The sequence below is a fragment of the Litorilituus sediminis genome, from assembly GCF_004295665.1.
GTDB classification, from domain to species: domain Bacteria; phylum Pseudomonadota; class Gammaproteobacteria; order Enterobacterales; family Alteromonadaceae; genus Colwellia; species Colwellia sediminis.
In genome coordinates this window covers 2,031,896-2,050,002 of the sequence record NZ_CP034759.1, presented here as the reverse complement: position 1 = coordinate 2,050,002, position 18,107 = coordinate 2,031,896, and the positions used below count along the sequence as shown (strand labels likewise).

General features: G+C 39.1%; 17 protein-coding genes. 11 read left to right on the top strand and 6 right to left on the bottom strand.

Translation table 11 applies throughout. The features are described 5' to 3' along the window. Window positions 1-172: 172 nt before the first annotated feature. The 4 genes from aroK to EMK97_RS09125 are packed head-to-tail and all read left to right on the top strand — an operon-like array spanning window position 173 to window position 4,091. On the top strand, window positions 173-691 hold the full coding sequence (aroK, locus tag EMK97_RS09140; protein WP_130601462.1) for a shikimate kinase AroK: 519 nt from the start codon (window positions 173-175) through the stop codon (window positions 689-691). A 23-nt stretch (window positions 692-714) separates the two neighbouring features. Further along, on the top strand, window positions 715-1,779 hold the full coding sequence (gene aroB, locus EMK97_RS09135; RefSeq protein WP_130601460.1) for a 3-dehydroquinate synthase: 1,065 nt from the start codon (window positions 715-717) through the stop codon (window positions 1,777-1,779). Between the two features lie 56 nt (window positions 1,780-1,835). Then, window positions 1,836-3,203 carry an SPOR domain-containing protein gene (locus tag EMK97_RS09130; protein ID WP_170176740.1) on the top strand — a complete coding sequence of 456 codons (1,368 nt, stop codon included), beginning with the start codon at window positions 1,836-1,838 and terminating at the stop codon, window positions 3,201-3,203. A 60-nt stretch (window positions 3,204-3,263) separates the two neighbouring features. Beyond that, entirely contained in the window at window positions 3,264-4,091 is an 828-nt protein-coding gene (locus EMK97_RS09125) for a Dam family site-specific DNA-(adenine-N6)-methyltransferase (RefSeq protein WP_130601456.1), read from the top strand. Between the two features lie 14 nt (window positions 4,092-4,105). Here the strand turns inward: EMK97_RS09125 and EMK97_RS09120 are convergent, their stop codons facing one another. The 3 genes from EMK97_RS09120 to EMK97_RS09110 all read right to left on the bottom strand — a co-directional run bounded on the left by EMK97_RS09120 (window position 4,106) and on the right by EMK97_RS09110 (window position 5,402). Continuing rightward, window positions 4,106-4,318: a DUF2970 domain-containing protein gene (locus tag EMK97_RS09120; protein WP_130601454.1), complete on the bottom strand. Its 213-nt coding sequence runs from the start codon at window positions 4,316-4,318 to the stop codon at window positions 4,106-4,108. Window positions 4,319-4,335: 17 nt separating this feature from the next. Beyond that, the gene (locus EMK97_RS09115) at window positions 4,336-4,641 is read right to left on the bottom strand and encodes a hypothetical protein (protein ID WP_130601452.1); all 306 of its coding nucleotides are present in this window, start codon (window positions 4,639-4,641) and stop codon (window positions 4,336-4,338) included. Window positions 4,642-4,736: 95 nt separating this feature from the next. Continuing rightward, a complete protein-coding gene (locus EMK97_RS09110; protein ID WP_130601450.1) occupies window positions 4,737-5,402 on the bottom strand; it encodes a TorF family putative porin in 666 nt (221 codons plus the stop codon). A gap of 384 nt (window positions 5,403-5,786) precedes the next feature. On the opposite strand from EMK97_RS09110, the gene rpe reads away from it, so the two are divergent. Both rpe and trpS read left to right on the top strand, forming a co-directional pair. Beyond that, entirely contained in the window at window positions 5,787-6,461 is a 675-nt protein-coding gene (gene rpe / locus EMK97_RS09105) for a ribulose-phosphate 3-epimerase (RefSeq protein ID WP_130601448.1), read from the top strand. Window positions 6,462-6,495: 34 nt separating this feature from the next. Beyond that, entirely contained in the window at window positions 6,496-7,503 is a 1,008-nt protein-coding gene (gene trpS / locus EMK97_RS09100) for a tryptophan--tRNA ligase (RefSeq protein ID WP_130601446.1), read from the top strand. 111 nt (window positions 7,504-7,614) lie between these two features. Here trpS and EMK97_RS09095 read toward each other — a convergent pair whose 3' ends face one another. Further along, window positions 7,615-8,598, bottom strand: coding sequence for an FHA domain-containing protein (locus EMK97_RS09095; RefSeq protein ID WP_130601444.1), 984 nt, complete (start codon window positions 8,596-8,598; stop codon window positions 7,615-7,617). Further along, entirely contained in the window at window positions 8,589-9,845 is a 1,257-nt protein-coding gene (locus EMK97_RS09090) for a S1 family peptidase (protein WP_130601442.1), read from the bottom strand. Before EMK97_RS09090 ends, EMK97_RS09095 begins: the two co-directional genes overlap by 10 nt. Before the next feature lie 217 nt (window positions 9,846-10,062). On the opposite strand from EMK97_RS09090, the gene EMK97_RS09085 reads away from it, so the two are divergent. The 5 genes from EMK97_RS09085 (at window position 10,063) to EMK97_RS09065 (ending at window position 17,749) form a co-directional block, all read left to right on the top strand. Continuing rightward, the gene (locus EMK97_RS09085) at window positions 10,063-10,875 is read left to right on the top strand and encodes a class D beta-lactamase (RefSeq protein WP_130601440.1); all 813 of its coding nucleotides are present in this window, start codon (window positions 10,063-10,065) and stop codon (window positions 10,873-10,875) included. Between the two features lie 178 nt (window positions 10,876-11,053). After that, window positions 11,054-13,324: a TonB-dependent receptor gene (locus EMK97_RS09080; RefSeq protein WP_130601438.1), complete on the top strand. Its 2,271-nt coding sequence runs from the start codon at window positions 11,054-11,056 to the stop codon at window positions 13,322-13,324. A gap of 548 nt (window positions 13,325-13,872) precedes the next feature. Then, window positions 13,873-16,026, top strand: a complete 2,154-nt coding sequence (locus EMK97_RS09075; RefSeq protein ID WP_130601436.1) for a TonB-dependent receptor — start codon at window positions 13,873-13,875, stop codon at window positions 16,024-16,026. A 5-nt stretch (window positions 16,027-16,031) separates the two neighbouring features. After that, window positions 16,032-17,270, top strand: coding sequence for an exo-alpha-sialidase (locus EMK97_RS09070; protein ID WP_130601434.1), 1,239 nt, complete (start codon window positions 16,032-16,034; stop codon window positions 17,268-17,270). A gap of 41 nt (window positions 17,271-17,311) precedes the next feature. Beyond that, complete coding sequence (locus EMK97_RS09065) at window positions 17,312-17,749, top strand: TlpA family protein disulfide reductase (protein WP_170176739.1); 438 nt, start codon at window positions 17,312-17,314, stop codon at window positions 17,747-17,749. A 58-nt stretch (window positions 17,750-17,807) separates the two neighbouring features. Here EMK97_RS09065 and EMK97_RS09060 read toward each other — a convergent pair whose 3' ends face one another. Beyond that, complete coding sequence (locus EMK97_RS09060; protein WP_130601430.1) at window positions 17,808-18,092, bottom strand: hypothetical protein; 285 nt, start codon at window positions 18,090-18,092, stop codon at window positions 17,808-17,810. Window positions 18,093-18,107: the final 15 nt, after the last annotated feature.

The window sequence follows — 18,107 nt, the reverse complement described above, 5'->3', positions numbered from 1 at the left end:
ATATCACTTAGCGACAATGTTACTTGCATTTTATAGTTAACAATTGCGATAATTACGCCCTTGAAATTTTCGAGGGAGACCTCTAATACGTCAAAAGCGTAATATTAAGTACTTTATTAAGTCGAAATGCTTTTGTGTGAACTGTTAACTAAACGAGTATTAAGTAAATCTAATGGCAGAAAAACGTAACATTTTCCTAATTGGTCCAATGGGCGCAGGTAAAAGTACAATTGGTCGTGAATTAGCAGATAGACTGCACCTAGAGTTCTTTGACTCTGATCAAGAGATAGAACGACGCACAGGCGCAGATATTGCCTGGGTCTTTGATCTAGAAGGTGAAGAAGGCTTTCGTAAGAGAGAAGAGACTGTTATTGATGACTTAAGTGAGCGTCAAGGCATTGTATTAGCTACTGGTGGTGGCTCTGTTATAAGCTCACAAGTGCGCAATAGATTGTCTGCACGCGGCATAGTTGTTTATCTAGAAACAACCATAGATAAGCAGGTTGCGCGCACTCAAAGAGATCGTCGTAGACCATTACTTCAAACCAAAGAAGATCCTCGTACAGTATTAGAAAACCTAGCTGTTGAGCGTAACCCTCTTTACGAAGAGATTGCTGATATTATTGTTAAAACAGACGATCAAAGTGCTAAAGTTGTAGCACATAAAATTATCGAACGTTTAGACTTCTAACCTACCAATTGGCAAACAAATTTATGACAACGTTAAACCTAGATTTAGGGAAGCGAAGCTATCCTATTTATATAAATTCTGGCCTTCTTGAGCAAAGTGACTTATTAGCAAGTCATATTAAAGGTCAGCGGGTTTGCGTTGTTACTAATGATGTCGTTGCCCCTCTTTATCTAGAGAAATTAAAATCTAGTTTATCTAAGTATTCAGTCGATGAAATTGTTTTACCTGATGGTGAAGCCGAAAAAAGCCTAGCTAACTTTGAGAGAATTATGTCTCATTTACTAAAAAATGAGCATGGCAGAGATTCAACCTTGATAGCATTAGGCGGTGGTGTCATTGGTGACATTACTGGTTTTGCTGCAGCTTGTTATCAGCGTGGTGTTAACTTTATTCAAATACCCACAACAGTACTATCTCAAGTTGATTCATCTGTAGGCGGAAAGACAGCAGTAAACCATCCGCTTGGTAAGAATATGATAGGTGCTTTTTATCAGCCTCAAGCCGTGGTTATTGATATTGATACTATTGATACCTTACCAGCTAAAGAGTTCAGTGCTGGTATGTCAGAAGTTGTAAAGTATGGCATCTTAGGTGATCAAGCATTTTTTGAGTGGCTTGAGCAGCACATTGAACAAATTAATGCTGGTGATAAAGCTATTTTAGCTAAAATGATCGAGCGCTGCTGTCAGTGTAAGGCTGATATTGTTGCTAGCGATGAAACTGAAGCAGGCGTGCGTGCGCTATTAAATTTAGGTCATACTTTTGGCCATGCGATTGAAGCGGAGCAGGGCTACGGTAACTGGTTACACGGTGAGGCTGTATCAGCTGGCATGGTACTTGCTGCTAAATTAGCTGTAACAATGAATTTGTTAGAAGTGTCAGAAGTTCGTCGTATAGAAGTCTTGCTTTCTGCATTTAATCTGCCGATAAATCCACCTGAGGATATGGCTTTTGATGACTTTATGAAGCATATGCGTCGAGACAAAAAGAATATTGCTGGTAAGCTGCGCTTTATAATTCCTACAGCCATAGGCAAGTCAGAAATTCGTGATGATGTCACGCCAGAGATGCTTCAACAAATTCTATAAGTTTTAGTTGGCTTTATATTGAATATATAAGCTATGAAATGATAGAAGAGTTGAGTATGACTGCGTTAGCGCCGAGTATAGATAAGCCCAACGAAAAGAATATCCAAACCAAAGTGACTGCCATTAGTGTAACTGCTCGCATAGATTATGTGCTTAAATTTTCTAAGCAATTGGTGCTAGCTGTTGATGACAATGCACAGAGCTATTCTGCTGTTGCTAGTCAATACCTATCTACCTTAGGCCAGTCACCTGAAAAATCCGAGCAAGCTTTAAATGTAGCTTTTGTTTCAGCTTCAACTAAGCTTAACGATATTCAAATGCGCTGTAGAATAATTGAGCAGCTTTTTGCAAATACCTTATTTGATCCTGAGCAGTCGTTAGCGGTTAGTATCATAAAATTGGCTAATCAGCAGCAGCAAGACATCACCATCGTTTTAGATCATGCGCAAGCATTATCTTTGCAATTAAAATATGAATTAAGTCAACTCGTTGCTATTAGCAGTAAAGCAAAGCTGGCAATTAATGTGGTCTTATTTGCGAGCCAAGATGCTGTTCGAGATATTGTAACCAATAAAGAATTGTTTAAAGGTAAGCTCACAATTGTTGATGCTAATTCGGGGCAAATAATTAAAGCTAGCCAACAACAATTTCCAGATAACTCAAAGTTAATATCACCTGCAACTTTATATAAAATATCATTAGCAGTGCTCGCTTTATTACTGTTCACTGCTTTGAGTTATTTCGCAATATCTCAGTATGAAGAGTTTAGTTTAGCTAATTTGCCTGATAAGGCTATTGAGCTTGGCTCAGAAGCAAAGCCTGCAGCTCAAGAAAAGATGCAGGTATCTAATGTTGAGCAACAAGAATTAACTGTTGCTGAATTAAGTGAGTCGGTTGATATTGCTGTCGCTGTCGCCGATGAGAGTGCCTCTGTGCATAATGATATGTCTAAGGCTGAGCTTGAATCACCTATAGAGCAAGCTAGCAATGAAGAGATAGTCTCTGCAATTGTTGCTGGGGCCTTGCAAGTCGAAACTGCAGAAGTTATTTCAGCAGATACTTCTGATGTACTGCAAGCATTAACGCATAGTGAGTTAACATCGAAAGTGGTAGCGTCAGAGAGTCATGATTTAGATGCAAATTATTATTTAGATACTGGTAATGGTTATACCGTGCAGATAGCTGGTTTTGCAAAGCTTGAATTATGGCAAAAGTTCATTGATGAACATAAAGAGTTAGCTTTGTATAGCTATAAAAGGAAGTTTGCAGACTCCCAAATGATTGTGGTTACCACAGAAGTTTTTGCAACAAAAACAGAAGCTAGTCAGGCGTTAAGTTCATTGCCCGAACAAATTAAGAGCAGAGGGCCTTGGATTAAAGCAAATTCTGCAATTGTGGGTGAAATAAATACCTTTAAGCAGTAAATCAGGCTACAATCCTGCTTCAATTTTTCATTATGATTGAAAGTAAGGCTAATAGGCAGAATGAGCAAAAAACATCGAGCATTTTTAAAATGGGCCGGAGGTAAATACGGCCTAAGTGATGTTATTGTTAAAATGTTGCCTAAAGGTGAGCATTTAATAGAGCCTTTTGTTGGTGCCGGCTCAATTTTCTTAAACACTGATTATAAAAGTTATACACTTAACGATATTAATCAGGACTTAATCAACTTATATAAAATTTTGCAAAAGCAACCTGATGCCTTTATTAAGGATGCTAAAGCATTATTTACCCCAGAAAATAATCAAGCAGAACACTACTATCAATTGCGAGCTGAGTTTAATGCGAGTAATGATAGCTACTTTAGATCATTGGTTTTTCTTTATATGAATCGACACGGTTATAATGGCTTATGCCGCTATAACAAATCAGGTGGCTATAATGTCCCTTTTGGTAAATACAAAAGACCATACTTCCCTGAGTTAGAGCTGAATTACTTTGCAGAAAAAGCGCAAAAGGCCACGTTTGTTTGTGAAGGCTATCGGGATACCTTTGCACGTGTAAAGGAAGGTGATGTTATTTATTGCGATCCGCCTTATGTACCGTTAAGTAAAACAGCAAGCTTTACTAGCTATGCAGGTAATGGCTTTGGTCTAGATGAACAAGCAGATTTAGCTAATGCAGCGGAAGAAGTCTGTGCCAAGTTACCTGTGTCTGTATTGATATCAAATCACGATACCATTTGGACGAGAAAAATATATGAACATGCCTTTAAGGTTAAGCCGATAAAGGTTGCTCGCACTATTAGCCAAAAAGCAACTAAACGAAAAAAAGTCGGCGAGTTATTAGCACTTTATAAAGAGTTAACCTGAGGTTAGTTGCCTCATCAATAGTTTGCGATAACAAACTGTACCACTAACGCCAATATTAAGATAAATACAATAACTCCGATAATACCTGCCAAAATATAGTGGCTAGCTTTACCGTGATTAAAGTCCATCGCTCTATTTTTTTCGCTTTGTACGCCAATAAAGGCAGCAAAAATACTTTTTACCACTTGGAGAAATGAATTTGAATTATGCTGACTTAATATTGGCATAATGCTGATTTCTCACCTTAGTCAAAGCTATAGTGAATTAGTTCAACAAACTCAAGAAAATGGTGGTGTGGTGATTTATTTGTGTTAGTAAGCCATGACCACCAGTTTTTCCTATGTGTTAGCACACTCTGACAAGGGTGGTTACTATGATTAACTGGTAGTGAAGAAGCTTTAGCTAAACAAGTATGCACTGCGGCAGTTTGTTGTCTATCTCGTGCTTCATATTCAAGTGCGGTGATCACACATAAGCTAGTAAAAGTGAGCAACCAAAATGAGCGTCGTATATTGCTAATGAAATGTTTAGTCTTTATCCCTACTGACATCACAAGTTCCACGTTTCTAAACAAAAAATCAAAGGTAACTTGAGTCTAGCAAAAAGTTACCTTGTTGTCTCTGATTGATTTTTAAGCGGTTATGATTAGAGATCGATGTCAATACTGTAGCTGACGTATACCTTCATATCACCTGCTGCTCCATCTAAATCTGTAGCAGAAGCGCCTAAGGTAAAGCCTGCTTTATTAAAGCTGACACCGTAATCGATGTAATCTTCACTTAGCCAATCACCTGAATAAGAGCCAAGGTGAAAGTTTATATCTGAATCATCAGTAACGGCAAAGGCATAATCAGCACTCGCGTATAAAGTATCACCTGCATCAGCACCGTCGCCAGATGTGAGTACGGCCAGCCCTAAGGTTAAGCTTGCAAATGAAATACTGCCATAGACTTCGGAAAAGTCGGCATCGCCACTGGTTTCATCTGGATATGCATAATAGATAAAGCCGACATCAAACGATAAATGTTCATTGATGTCTCCTGCGAAACCACCATAGAGATCTAGCTCGTAACTCATACCGTCGGCCCAATCGGCATTTGATGCCCAAGTGCCAAGATAGAAGCCAGAATTGCTACTATAGTCAATGCCACCAGAGATGGCAGCTTTACCATTAGTTTGTTCAACACCACGCCATAAATAATTTGATGTTGCGGCAACATTGGCAGAAAGGCCATCAATGGCGTAAGCGGAACTTGATACGGCAGAAAAAAGTAATGTTGATAGTGCGATTTTTAATGTTGTTTTTTTCATATTTATCTCTTTAAGTGTGAAAGTGGTATGAATGCCTCGTTGGCATGTTAGCTAGTTCATTAACCTAGTCTTCTTACTTCATGCACGCATAAGAATTAGCAAACTTGATGCCTTTATTATTAAGTCAATCCAACTTTAATATAGCTCAAATAAATCAATTGGTTAGGTAATGCTTTTTTCTGGATGGAGTTTTTACTTATGCTTAATTGCGCGCCATTGGTGCAAGCCCTTAATTTTTGAACGATTTTTGTGCAGAAAAGTTGGCTGTTATGATAATGGCTGCGAATAAGGCTATAGCCAGCAAAGTAGGGTTGAGGTCTGGTGCTCGCATTTGTATATTAGTTGGGTATAATAGCGGCATATTTTATTAGGCTAGTATTTAATATGTCTTCTTTTCTTATTGCTCCTTCTATTTTATCTGCAGATTTTGCCCGTTTAGGTGATGATGTTGCTAAGGTTTTGTCAGCAGGTGCTGATGTTATTCATTTTGATGTGATGGATAACCATTATGTACCAAATCTTACCTTTGGTCCTATGGTGTGCCAATCGTTAAGAGATTACGGTATTACCGCACCAATTGATGTGCATTTAATGGTTAAGCCCGTTGATAGTTTAATTCCGGCATTTGCTAAAGCAGGGGCAGATATTATTACTTTTCACCCTGAAGCGAGTGAGCATGTTGATCGTACCCTACAGTTGATTAAAGATAATGGCTGTAAGGCAGGTTTAGTATTGAATCCGGCAACACCGTTACACTGTTTAGATTATGTAATGGATAAGTTAGATGTCATTTTATTGATGTCAGTAAATCCGGGCTTTGGTGGTCAATCATTTATCCCTACAACGTTAGATAAATTAAAAGCTGTTAAAGCAAAAATTGAAGCAAGTGGTCGTGATATTCGTTTGCAAGTTGATGGTGGTGTAAAAGCAAGTAATATTGCTGAAATTGCACAGGCGGGTGCAGATATGTTTGTTGCTGGCTCGGCAATTTTTTCTCAGACTGATTACAAGCAAGCCATTGATGAAATGCGCGCAGAGCTAGCTAAAGTATCTGGCTAGTATTAATAACAAATAAATTTTTAAGGTAATAAAAATGAGTAGTAAACCTATTGTATTAAGTGGTTGCCAGCCTTCAGGCGAGCTTACTATTGGTAATTATTTAGGTGCATTAAAACAATGGGTTGATATGCAAACCAGCCATGAATGTTACTACATGCTGGTTGATCAACATGCAATTACAGTTCGTCCAGATGCTGCTGATTTACGTAAAGCTACTTTAGATGGTTTAGCGTTATATCTTGCTTGTGGTGTAGATCCAGAGCACAGCACTATCTTTATTCAGTCTCATGTGCCAGAGCATGCTCAACTTAGCTGGGTATTAAATTGTTATACGCAAATGGGTGAACTTAACCGCATGACGCAGTATAAGGATAAGTCGCAAAAATCTGAGGCAAATATGAACTCAGGTTTATTTACTTATCCGGTATTAATGGCTGCTGATATTTTATTATATCGTGCTGATCGCGTGCCTGTGGGTGATGATCAAAAGCAACACTTAGAGCTTGCTAGAGATATTGCTACACGCTTTAACAATTTGTATGGTGATGTCTTTACCGTGCCAGATCCATATATCCCTGAGCATGGCGCACGTGTAATGAGCTTATTAGAGCCAACCAAGAAAATGTCAAAGTCAGATACTAACCCAGGTAACTTTATCGGCTTGTTAGAAGATCCTAAAAAGATTGCTAAGAAGATAAAACGTGCGGTAACTGACTCAGATGAGCAAGCACGTATTTATTTTGATGTTGCTGAAAAACCAGGTGTTTCTAACTTATTGTCGTTACTTTCTTGTGCGACAGGTAAATCGGTTGCTGATTTAGTGCCTGCCTATGAAGATAAAATGTATGGTCACTTAAAAGGTGATGTAGCTGAAGCTGTTGTGGCTATGCTTGAGCCGATTCAAACGCGATTCCATCAGTATCGTGATGATCAAGCCTTCTTAGATCAGGTAATGAGAAACGGTGCGGAAAAAGCGTCTGCAAGAGCAAGTAAAGTATTGTCATCAGTATATGATGCCGTTGGTTTTATACCTCGTCCGTAATTGCGAAACCACATTTAAGGTCGAGACAACTAAAAAGATAAAAAAGGCGCTTAGCTTATATTTTATATAAGTTAAGCGCCTTTTTTGTCGGTGTCCTGCAGTAAATAAGATTTAGTTTTCTTTCGCCGCTTTATTGGCTTTTTCAAATAACTTGCTGCTGTCTTCGATGAATTCGTCAACACTACTTGATGAGGTTAATAAGAAACTTGGCGTCATTATGGTGCTGTCATAATTTGGTCGAGCACTAAATTCTGGCTTGTTACTGTATTGCACTAAATAGCTACCTCCAAAGAGTACCGTTGTTATGCTAGCGGCGATTATCATTCTGCGTTTAGCTGTCATATGAAAACCGATATAACAATTTAACCAGAGTAGACAAAATGCTAAGCCAATGGGCAGAACAGCAATAATATGAGTGAGCATTGCGCCACTAGCTGAATTAAAGGCGACTATGTTCTCCAATAGGTCGCTAAACCACATCAAGTTAAAAAACGCAAAGCTAATGCCCAGTTGTGTCATTACCCGGGCATCGTGTTTACTTAAGTGGGAAATCAGCGCGACACCGCCAGGCCATAAGGCAAATAGCAGGCTCATACCAACAGCAGGCACAAGTAGCTGACTAAAGTTAACTTCGGTTGGTTTATCTAAATAGAAGATAGTACCGGCAACAAAAGTAAATAGCGCAATACTTAATACCAGTGCTAATGGGTGGCGCATTAGGTTGATAAAGCTCTCAAACGGGCTAAAACTAACCGTTGGCGCTACTTGGTGATCTGTAAATAGAATTCTTAAATGGCTTTTACCTAAGCTAATAATATCGCCATCTTCAATAATATGTTTATCCGCAGGTTTCTTTTTCTCTTTAGGGTTTTCTAAAAAGCTGCCATTGACACTGTTGTTATCCTTAACTTGCCAAAAGCCATTGTTCAGCTCAATAGTAAGGTGAGCGGGGCAAATATGCGGGTCAGATAAGATGATGTCATTATGATAACCACGTCCGATAGATACTTTATCTTTACTTAGCTTATGACGATGTAATAGCTTTTGACCGCGACTAATTTCTTCAATAATAATTTCTTTATGTGCTAGTTCCATGATACTGCCTCCATAAATTTACGGGTAAAGGCCATGGCATTTTCTTGATTAACACCGGCTAAAGTAAAATGACTGACTAACGCTTGTTGGCCTTTATCAATTGAAGCGGCCAAATAAAGTACGTCGTAAAGTTCAGGAAAGTCTTTATAAGCTCGCGTACAAAATATGCTTTTATTGGTAATAGCTTTATTTTCTGGCATAACTAAATCATGGTGACATTGGTATTCACTCACATCATCTTTGCCCGCTCTATTGCCTGCGCCTGCACGCGCTATTTGTTGTCGGTAAAGGTGATAAAACTTATTGTCGCTAAGCTCTTTTGCTTGCATATACCTATACTCAATTTCAATACTGCCAGTAAAGAAACGAGAAGAAATATAGGTGTTTTCATCTAACGAGCAATTAGCTACTGCCGCTAAAATCAAGGCATCTTCTTTATCGGCGTTAGAATCTCCCCAACAACGAATAAAAGGTACATCAATAATTGGGATCATACCTTTACCGCCAAGCTGTTTTATTTGCCAGTCACTGTTAAGTAAGGTCGACATTAACTCTTGTTGGCTGGCTGTTAATTGTTCGGCCATTTGTTTGGCTATATTTTCAGGGGGAGATTGCTGATATTGGTTAAACAGCGCGATAAGTTTGTCGTGCGGTACTAAAAAGCCAATTTGATTACCCGATGTAGCAACGTTAATGCCAACCACTTCAGCATCTTTATTAACAACGGGGCCACCACTCATGCCCGAGTTAATTGAGCCAGTAAAGTGAATGCGATCACTAAAAGATTCTTTTTTTAAACCGTTATAAGTACCTGGAACAACTATCATACCTAAGTCATGCGGGTTACCAAGAGAATAAAGTTTTTCACCTTTATGTGGTGTGCTTTTCGATAGCTGAAAGTATTCCATTTGCTCAGTTACCTTGCGCTTAACTAAGGCTAGGTCATTAATCACATCAACACTTTCTAGTGTGAGTGTGTCACTTCTACCTTGGTTGTCTAAATACTCCATACGATACTTATCTGGGTGACGAGCAAAGCTAGAAATTACATGGTAGTTAGTGGCAATAAGTCCATCTGAGGTTATTTGAAAGCCAGAGCCTATGGAGGATTTTTCACCACTGGCTTTATCAATAAGCTTGATCTGATAAAGTGATGGCGTTAATTGAGCAAATATTTCTTCTGCTTGTTCTGTAGCGACGCTATAGCTTGAGACAATGAGCGTGAAAATAAGGGCAATAGCTTTCATTCAGCATCCTTTAAAGTGTGTTGCTTAGCTATTATGCCATTGTTTGTGGGTTTGTCATTAGGGTGTGTTGACCTTTGCTGATAAAATCTTGTTTCAATTCAATAGTTCAAGTTTGCTTGTTTGTTATTTTAAAGCTGCGTATTATTTTTTCATTATGATTATTTTTTAATGTTTCTTGTGCTTTAAAAGCCGACAAGAAAATAGTATCGAGGTGTTTGTGAATAAATTAATTAAACTTATTGGCTTGTCGTTATGTGCCAGCATAAGCTTTTTGCCTTTAGCGCATGCTAAGGCAACAGATAAGGCAAAATTGTGTCAAGAGGGTGATAGTTCTTGTACTTTCGTGTTGTTATCAGAACAAGGCGATAGCTCTGTTGTGATTAATGCTAAACGAGCTAAACAACAAATGACGCCTTATTCAACGTTTAAAATTGCTAATAGCTTAATTGGCTTAGATACCGGCATTATTAAAGATGCCAAGCAAACACTCAGCTATGACAAAGAAAAATACCCTGTGCAAGCGTGGTGGCCGCCAGTATGGAAGCTACCTAAGTATGACTTAGCCAGCGCTTATAAGTTTTCTATGGTGGCTGTTTATCGGCAATTAGCCAATGATATTGGCGAAGCTGATATGAAAAAATACTTAAAATTATTTGCCTATGGTAATCAAGATATTTCTTCCGGCTCAGATAACTTCTGGTTAAATAAAAGTATTAAAATATCGGCCAATGAACAGATTAGCTTCTTGCAAAAGTTATATCACAATGAGTTTTCAGTTAAAGAGAGCGCATTAACGACGTTGAAAGAAGTGATGTTGGCAGAGCAAGGTGAAGACTACAAAATTTTTGCCAAAACGGGGGCTGGTCAAGTGGATGATGGCTCTATGTTAGGCTGGTATGTTGGCTTTGTTGAAAATAAAACCGGTGTACATTATTTTGCTTTTAATTTTAATCGCGATACCTACAAAGAAATGAAGGCAGACCGCATTCAAATGGTGACAAATCATTTAAAAGCAGCAGGTATAATCTAATCTTTACAGGTTAACCAGTTATCTTCATTACACGAAAAAAAAGCTTATTTGCGCTATATCAAATAAGCTTTTTTTTACCTGCGACAATGTGTCGCACTTTACCTATTTCCCTTTGTTTTACGTCTGTTAACTCGTGAAAATATCACCAATTTAACAAACTTATCAAAGTGAAATTATTATGCGCTTTTCTGTAAAACCTTCAGCAATTGCTGTAAAAACAATTCTTCTTAGTGCGGTTACTTGTTCGCCGATGCTTATGGCTGATGATGCGCCAGTAGCTATTGATGATATTGAAGTGATCACTATATCAAACCAACGCCATAACGCTTTAGCTGATAACCAAAGCTATGCCCAAGGCAAAACAACCGAAGCAGATTTAGCTAACTGGTTAGCGTCAGTACCGGGGGCAAACATTAATAGTAATGGTCCAATCACAGGTATTGCGCAATATCGTGGCTTGTTTGGTGATCGCGTGGCAACCACACTAGACGGTCATCCTATCATTGGGGCAGGCCCAAATGCCATGGACACACCAATGAGTTATTCAACGCCATTAATTGTTGATTCTATGACAGTTTATCGTGGTATTGCTCCAGTATCTGCTGGTATGAATACTTTAGGTGGTGCGATTGATGTCAAGATGCGTAAAGCTGAAACTATGGGCTCAGATAAAGCGCAAGTAACTGGTGATGTTCAGGCGGGCTATCGTAGTAATAATAGTGCCACGACATTATCAGGTGTTGCCAATATTGCTAGTGGTGATGTTGCCGTATTACTTTATGGTAATAGCCAAGCTGGCGATAGTATGGAAAGTGGTGACGGTACGCTAATTGAGCCAACCGATTTTGATAAAGTACAAGCTGGTTTTGATGTCAGACATGTCACTGACAATAATTCTATTGGTTTAGGTTATCACTACACCGACACCAATGATTCAGGTACGCCAGCATTACCTATGGATATTGAATATATTACCAGTCACCGCTTTAGTTTAGATGGCAATTTTAGGCTAGCTGACTGGCAAGGTGAGTGGGCATTAGGTTATTTAGATGCTGATCATGAGATGACTAACTTCTTAATGCGTGCCAATAATAACCCGATGAAATTCCGTCGTAATACTGCCGTTGCAGATACCGCAGATTTTAAAGTCGAGATAGAAAAAGAGTTTAGCTTTGGTGAATTAAGTTTTGGTATTGATGGTTACTTTGCTACACATGACTCAGTTATTACTAACCCGAACAATCCAATGTTCAAAGTGGTTAACTTTAACAATGTTAAAGATGAGCGCTTTGCGTTTTATACTGAGTGGCAAAACCAATTTGAGCAAACCACAGTACAACTAGGTGTTCGAGTGAAACACGCCAAAGCTAATGCTGATAAAGTGAGCTCTTCTATGGCAATGATGTCTATGCCAGGTATGGACATGGGCGGTGACATGAATATGGACGATGGCATGGACATGGGCGATGGCATGGACATGGGTGATGGCATGGATATGGGCGATGGCATGGATATGGGCGATGGCATGGATATGGATGACGGCATGGGCGATATGCCGAGCATGGCTGAGCTTGCCAGCGACTTAGAAAATGATTTTAACAATGCAGATCGCAAAGTATCTGACACCAATGTAGATATCGCTTTAAGCACACAAACACAAATTTCAGAGCCATTATCAATTTATTTTGGTTTAGGGATTAAAAACCGTGCACCATCATACCAAGAGCGTTATTTATGGACGCCAATGGAGGCTACAGGCGGCTTAGCAGATGGTCACACTTATATCGGTGATATCAACTTAAAATCTGAAACAGCATACCAAGCTGACTTAGGTTTAACATGGCAGTCAAGCGATTTTATGATTGCACCGCATGTCTTCTATCAAAACATTGACGATTATATTCAAGGTACGCCAATGGAAATGGAAGATATGTCAGCAAAAATGATGGCTTCTATGATGGCCAATGATGACAACCCATTAAAATTCTCTAATGTTGATGCTAAGCTTTATGGTGCCGATGTCAATTGGTATTACAATATTAGCGATAACTTCCAAGTATCGGGTATTGCTAGTTACGTACGCGGTGAGCGTAGAGATATTAGTGACAACCTATACCGTATCGCACCGCTAAACGGTCAGTTTAGTTTTAGTTACCACAATGAAAACTTAATCACTAACCTAACTTTAGTTGCGGTATCTTCACAAGATAAAGTCTCTGCAACCAATACTGAAAAGCCTACCTCAGGTTACGGTTTAGTTAACCTTGATATTGAGTACTTTGTTAACTCATCGTTCACCATTCGTGGTGGTGTAGATAACTTACTTGATAGAGAGTATCAAAATCATTTAGGCGGTTATAACCGTGTTAAAGAAGTGGCAACACCAGTAATGAATCGCTTACCTAGTGAAGGTTTAAGCGCTTGGCTTGAAGCGACTTATTCGTTCTAGCGCTAACTAAACGAACTTAGTCTAGTTAATATCAAGGCCTCGTATAACTACGAGGCCTTTTAGTTTTAAGATACAAGCTTAAATCTAGAATAACTGACAAAGTGCGACAATATGTCACCTTGGTTTTAGCAAAAAACTTGTTAGTATAATGACATTCAAGTTAAGTCTATATGCGAAAACCTTTCATTATAAGACGCTAACTGAACCAAACTCCACTTGTGCTTCGCCAAGTCATAGCTAATAAGTAATTGTTGGTGGCGAAGCGCTACTTTTTTCAATAATTTATCAAACATTCTGGCAATAACCCTAAGCGCCTACTTAAGTAATTTTATTGAAGTAACTCCTTCTTACTAAATATCTATTCAGATAATTTACTTAGCATAAGAAGATTATAATTTTAGTGTTTATCTAGTATTTTTTCATCTGTTGATATTTGATATAAATCAATTAAATCATTGTGTTATGATTGGAAGTGCGACAATGTGTCACGCCTAATTTTGTTGCTTAATTGTTAAAATACTGCCAGTTTAATTACATGGCAAAATATAATGAAATCTCAATTTACACTCTCTCTATTAGCCTTGGTTATCGCCAATGCTAGTTATGCAAACTCAGAAGATACACCTGATGGTGCTAATGGTGCTAATGGTGCTAATGGTGCTAATGGTGCTAATGGTGCTGATGGTTCACTAGAGCGAATCACAGTAACCGCAACAAGAAGGGAAGCGCTTGACACGGACTTGCCGATGTCAGTCCATGGTGTAGGCAAGGAAGAGCTTAAGTTAGATAATGGTCAGCATGTCGCAGAGTCACTAAATAGCATATCTGGCGTATTGATTGACCAGTTATCGGGTGGTCAGGGGCATAAAGCGGCGATACGTATGCCAATTAATACCAGTGGCTATTACCTTTATTTACAAGATAATGTGCCATTACAATCACCGGCATTCTTTAATCACAACGCTTTGTGGTGGTCGAGCTTTAATTCTAACGTAGCGCGCATGGAAGTATTAAAAGGTGCAGGTACTGCACTTTATGGCTCTGGCGCTGTCGCGGCAACGGTAAATATTCTATCGGAGGGCGTGGCAGAAAAGCCACAAACAGATCTTGATATCATGCTAGGTGAAGATAGCTATGGCAAGGTACAAGTAAGTCATAGCAACCGAATAAGTGATGAAAATGGCTTTAGAGCATCAGCATCCTATTTAACCAATGATGGCTGGCGAGATCATACTGGCTCTGAGCGGGCTGAGATCAATTTACGACATGAGTATGATATTTCTGCGCAGCAGCGCATTGTGACCTCATTTGTCGCGTCTGACTTAGAGCAAGAGATGGCTGCAGGCCTAGATGATGAAAAATTTGCCAATGACAGAACGCATTCTGGGCTATCGGATGAAGTACTAGCGAGCGACCCGCTAAGAAAAACTCAATACATGAAACTTTCTAGTCAGTGGGACTACTTTGCTGGTGATGATTACTACTCGATGATTCCATACTTGCGTTATAGAACCAATGACTATACCGCGACATGGAATCAAAATATGCCTAAGGTAGAATCTGATGTGAAAACACTCGGTTTATTAGCCTTGGCGAACTTTCAGCATAGCGGCAATAGTGAAACAACAGTAGGCTTTGATTTGGAGTTAACAGAAGGAGACCAACTTTCCTATCAACCTTTGGATCATGAAACTGAACCAAATTGGAAGGGAGAAACAGACTTTTTTAGCGAAGGAAAAAAGTTTTACGATGATACTACGCGTTATACTAGCATCTCGCCTTACTTTCAGCATCAGCGCACTTTAACTCAAGGGTTAGATTTAACCTTTGGTGCTCGATATGACTATGCTAAGTATGACTTTGATAATCACCTAACCGTGTTTGGTGACATTGGTCATGGCAAAATTAGCATAGCAGATCGTCAAGATGACTTTTCCCACTTAAGTCCTAAGGCTAGCTTGAATTACCATATAAATGAAACCAGCAGTACATATTTGCGCTATGCCAACAGCTTTAGGATCCCTACCGCAGGTAGTTTGTATCATTTAACGACGAAAGATAGCGGCGAAGCTAAAGCGGTTGATCCAGAAACCTCTGATACCTATGAAATTGGATATAAAGCGAACTTTGAAAGCCTAACCTTGGATGCAGCAATTTACTATATGGATGTAGATGATGGCATTGTCCACGCCTATAACGGTGACAGACAACGCTATTTAACTAATGCCACTCGTGTTATTCATAAAGGCTTTGAAGTTGCCGCTGATTGGGTTGTAACAGAAGAGTTCAATGTCAGCTTAGCTTATAGTCAAAGTAAGCATGAATTTGATGAGCATGAAGAGCTCTCTGGCAATGAAATGAAACTGGCGCCAGATTACATTGCTAATTTACGTCTGCGTTATTTACCACAGTTCTTAGCCGGATTTAGTAGCATGTTAGAAGTGCAATCAATAGGTGAATATTGGATGGATGATGCTAACAGTACTGACCCTGAAACTGGCTTAGATCGTACATATGATGGTTACACCATTGTTAATCTAAAAGCTCGATATCAAATGACACCAGAATTAGCGTTTCATGCTCGAATCTTAAATCTCTCAGATAAAGTGTATGCGCAGGAAGCTGAGTTTAGATACGGTAAAAACAGGTGGTCTCCAGGTGCGCCACGAACGGCTTATATTGGTTTAAATTATACGTGGTAATGACGATGAATAAGCTAAAGATATCCTCTATTCCTTTAGCAATGCTACTGGTAGTGTTATTCAATAACACTACCAGTGTTGCGCAAGGGTTTAGTGAAAGAAAAACTGCAATGCCACAGCAAAAACTGGCCAAGAAAACTAGCCAGGGAGACTGTGAACAGATTGATATTCGCTGTGCAAAAACCGCAACCTTAGCGGTAGCGCCAAATGGTGATTTATGGCGTTTATGGAGCCAAAATCAGCACATGTATTTTCAAGTGTCTGACAATGATGGTCAGCACTTTAATCCTGCGCAACAGGTGAATATTCCAGCAGAGAAAATATCAGCCAGAAATGAAAATAGACCTAAAATCGCTTTCGATAAAGCGCAAAACGTGTATTTATCCTGGGCTATGCCCAGAGAGAAAAAATATACCGCAGATATCCGCTTTAGTTATTCAAGCGACTACGGAAAAACATTCTCTCAACCAATCACAGTAAACAACGATAACTTATTAACAGGGCATAGCTTTAATGAGTTAATGGTGACAGACGAAGGTGAAATCTCCATTGTTTGGTTAGATGGCCGCTTAAGAGGTAAAGATAAAAGCAATAACGGTTCAGCTATTTTTTTAGGAAATGGTCAATTAGCTAATGGTGCTATTAACTTTAGCAACCAAGCTTTGGCAAACGGCACTTGTGTTTGCTGCCGACTAGCAACAGATTATGACACTCAAGGAAATTTATCGGTATTATGGCGACATATTTATGGTGATAACATCCGAGAATTTGCTTTGCTAACGCCCTCAAAGCAAAAAGAACCTTATCAAGTGAGTTACGATCACTGGAAGATCAATGGTTGCCCCCATCAAGGCGGCGGTTTATCTATTGATGATAAAAATCGTTATCACCTGGTGTGGTTCAATATTGGCGATAAAGGTAAGGGAATTTTTTATGCCAGTTCAGATAATGCCGGCAAAACCCTTACGACGCCTTTATCTGTAGGAGACTTCACTGCTCAAGCTGCACACCCACATGTCAGTGTTTATCAAAATCAAGTAGATATTGTCTGGACTCAATATACAGGTAGCGAGCATGAGTTATGGTATCAAGTTTCATATGATCGAGGTAAGTCATTTAAGCCCGCTAAAATCATTGCCACTTCTACACATGGCTCTGATAGACCATTTATCGTGAAACGAAATAATAAGCGTTTTATTTCTTGGCATCGAAATCAGCAAGGACATTGGCTAAATAAATTATGATAAAACTCACTAAGTTAATTTTGTTAGTTACAGGGCTTTTGATGAGCCAACATGTGCTCGCAAGTAGTAAAATATTCTCAGCAGATGTTTTGACGCAACTAAAACAAAACTATCAAGGCAAACGCTGGTTGATGCTAATGTGGTCTGTTGATTGTCCGCCTTGTATGAAGGAGCTCGGGGCAATTCAATCTTTGCGAAAAGAACAGCCAAACTTAAATGTGGTTATTGTTAATACCGATGCTAATGCTGAGACTATGTTGCAAGCTGAGAATATTTTAGCGCAGTTTGACGTGAGTGATTTGACGCACTATTACTTTGCTGATGGTCAAAGCGATCAAAGTCGTTATGCTATTGATCCAAGTTGGTATGGAGAACTACCACGTAGTTATTTTATCGATGAAAGTGGAAACTTGTATGGCAAAAGTGGCTTAATAGCAAAAGAGCTATTATCAAGATGGTTGTTGAAAAAGCAATCATAAATACGCTTTTAATGCTTCGCCAAGTCATAGCTAATAAGTCATTGTGGCTGGCGAAGCGCTACTTTTTCCAAGTTTTAATCAGCGATTCAGGCAATAACCACATAAGCCAACTAGGTAATCTTGAGTTGCTATCTTCATCTTTTGCCGCTGATTCATTAGCCACTAGCTTTAATTGATAATTTTGCCCTGCGATTGCTTCTGGCTTTGAGGGGGGAAGGTGAGTATTACTCGCTCTTTTAATAAATTCTTTTTTCGCATTGCTATCCATAGCAGAAAAAATATTAATGACATTATTACAACTGTCCGCTTTTGACTTTCGGTTTGCTTTGGATGCACTATACATAAAAGCCCCCGTTAT

Coding starts and splice junctions, on each gene's coding strand:
- aroK (WP_130601462.1), top strand. CDS start 173: ATGGCAGAAAAACGTAACATTTTCCTAATTGGTCCAATGGGCGCAGGT.
- aroB (WP_130601460.1), top strand. CDS start 715: ATGACAACGTTAAACCTAGATTTAGGGAAGCGAAGCTATCCTATTTAT.
- EMK97_RS09130 (WP_170176740.1), top strand. CDS start 1,836: ATGACTGCGTTAGCGCCGAGTATAGATAAGCCCAACGAAAAGAATATC.
- EMK97_RS09125 (WP_130601456.1), top strand. CDS start 3,264: ATGAGCAAAAAACATCGAGCATTTTTAAAATGGGCCGGAGGTAAATAC.
- EMK97_RS09120 (WP_130601454.1), bottom strand. CDS start 4,318: ATGCCAATATTAAGTCAGCATAATTCAAATTCATTTCTCCAAGTGGTA.
- EMK97_RS09115 (WP_130601452.1), bottom strand. CDS start 4,641: ATGTCAGTAGGGATAAAGACTAAACATTTCATTAGCAATATACGACGC.
- EMK97_RS09110 (WP_130601450.1), bottom strand. CDS start 5,402: ATGAAAAAAACAACATTAAAAATCGCACTATCAACATTACTTTTTTCT.
- rpe (WP_130601448.1), top strand. CDS start 5,787: ATGTCTTCTTTTCTTATTGCTCCTTCTATTTTATCTGCAGATTTTGCC.
- trpS (WP_130601446.1), top strand. CDS start 6,496: ATGAGTAGTAAACCTATTGTATTAAGTGGTTGCCAGCCTTCAGGCGAG.
- EMK97_RS09095 (WP_130601444.1), bottom strand. CDS start 8,598: ATGGAACTAGCACATAAAGAAATTATTATTGAAGAAATTAGTCGCGGT.
- EMK97_RS09090 (WP_130601442.1), bottom strand. CDS start 9,845: ATGAAAGCTATTGCCCTTATTTTCACGCTCATTGTCTCAAGCTATAGC.
- EMK97_RS09080 (WP_130601438.1), top strand. CDS start 11,054: ATGCGCTTTTCTGTAAAACCTTCAGCAATTGCTGTAAAAACAATTCTT.
- EMK97_RS09075 (WP_130601436.1), top strand. CDS start 13,873: ATGAAATCTCAATTTACACTCTCTCTATTAGCCTTGGTTATCGCCAAT.
- EMK97_RS09070 (WP_130601434.1), top strand. CDS start 16,032: ATGAATAAGCTAAAGATATCCTCTATTCCTTTAGCAATGCTACTGGTA.
- EMK97_RS09065 (WP_170176739.1), top strand. CDS start 17,312: ATGAGCCAACATGTGCTCGCAAGTAGTAAAATATTCTCAGCAGATGTT.
- EMK97_RS09060 (WP_130601430.1), bottom strand. CDS start 18,092: ATGTATAGTGCATCCAAAGCAAACCGAAAGTCAAAAGCGGACAGTTGT.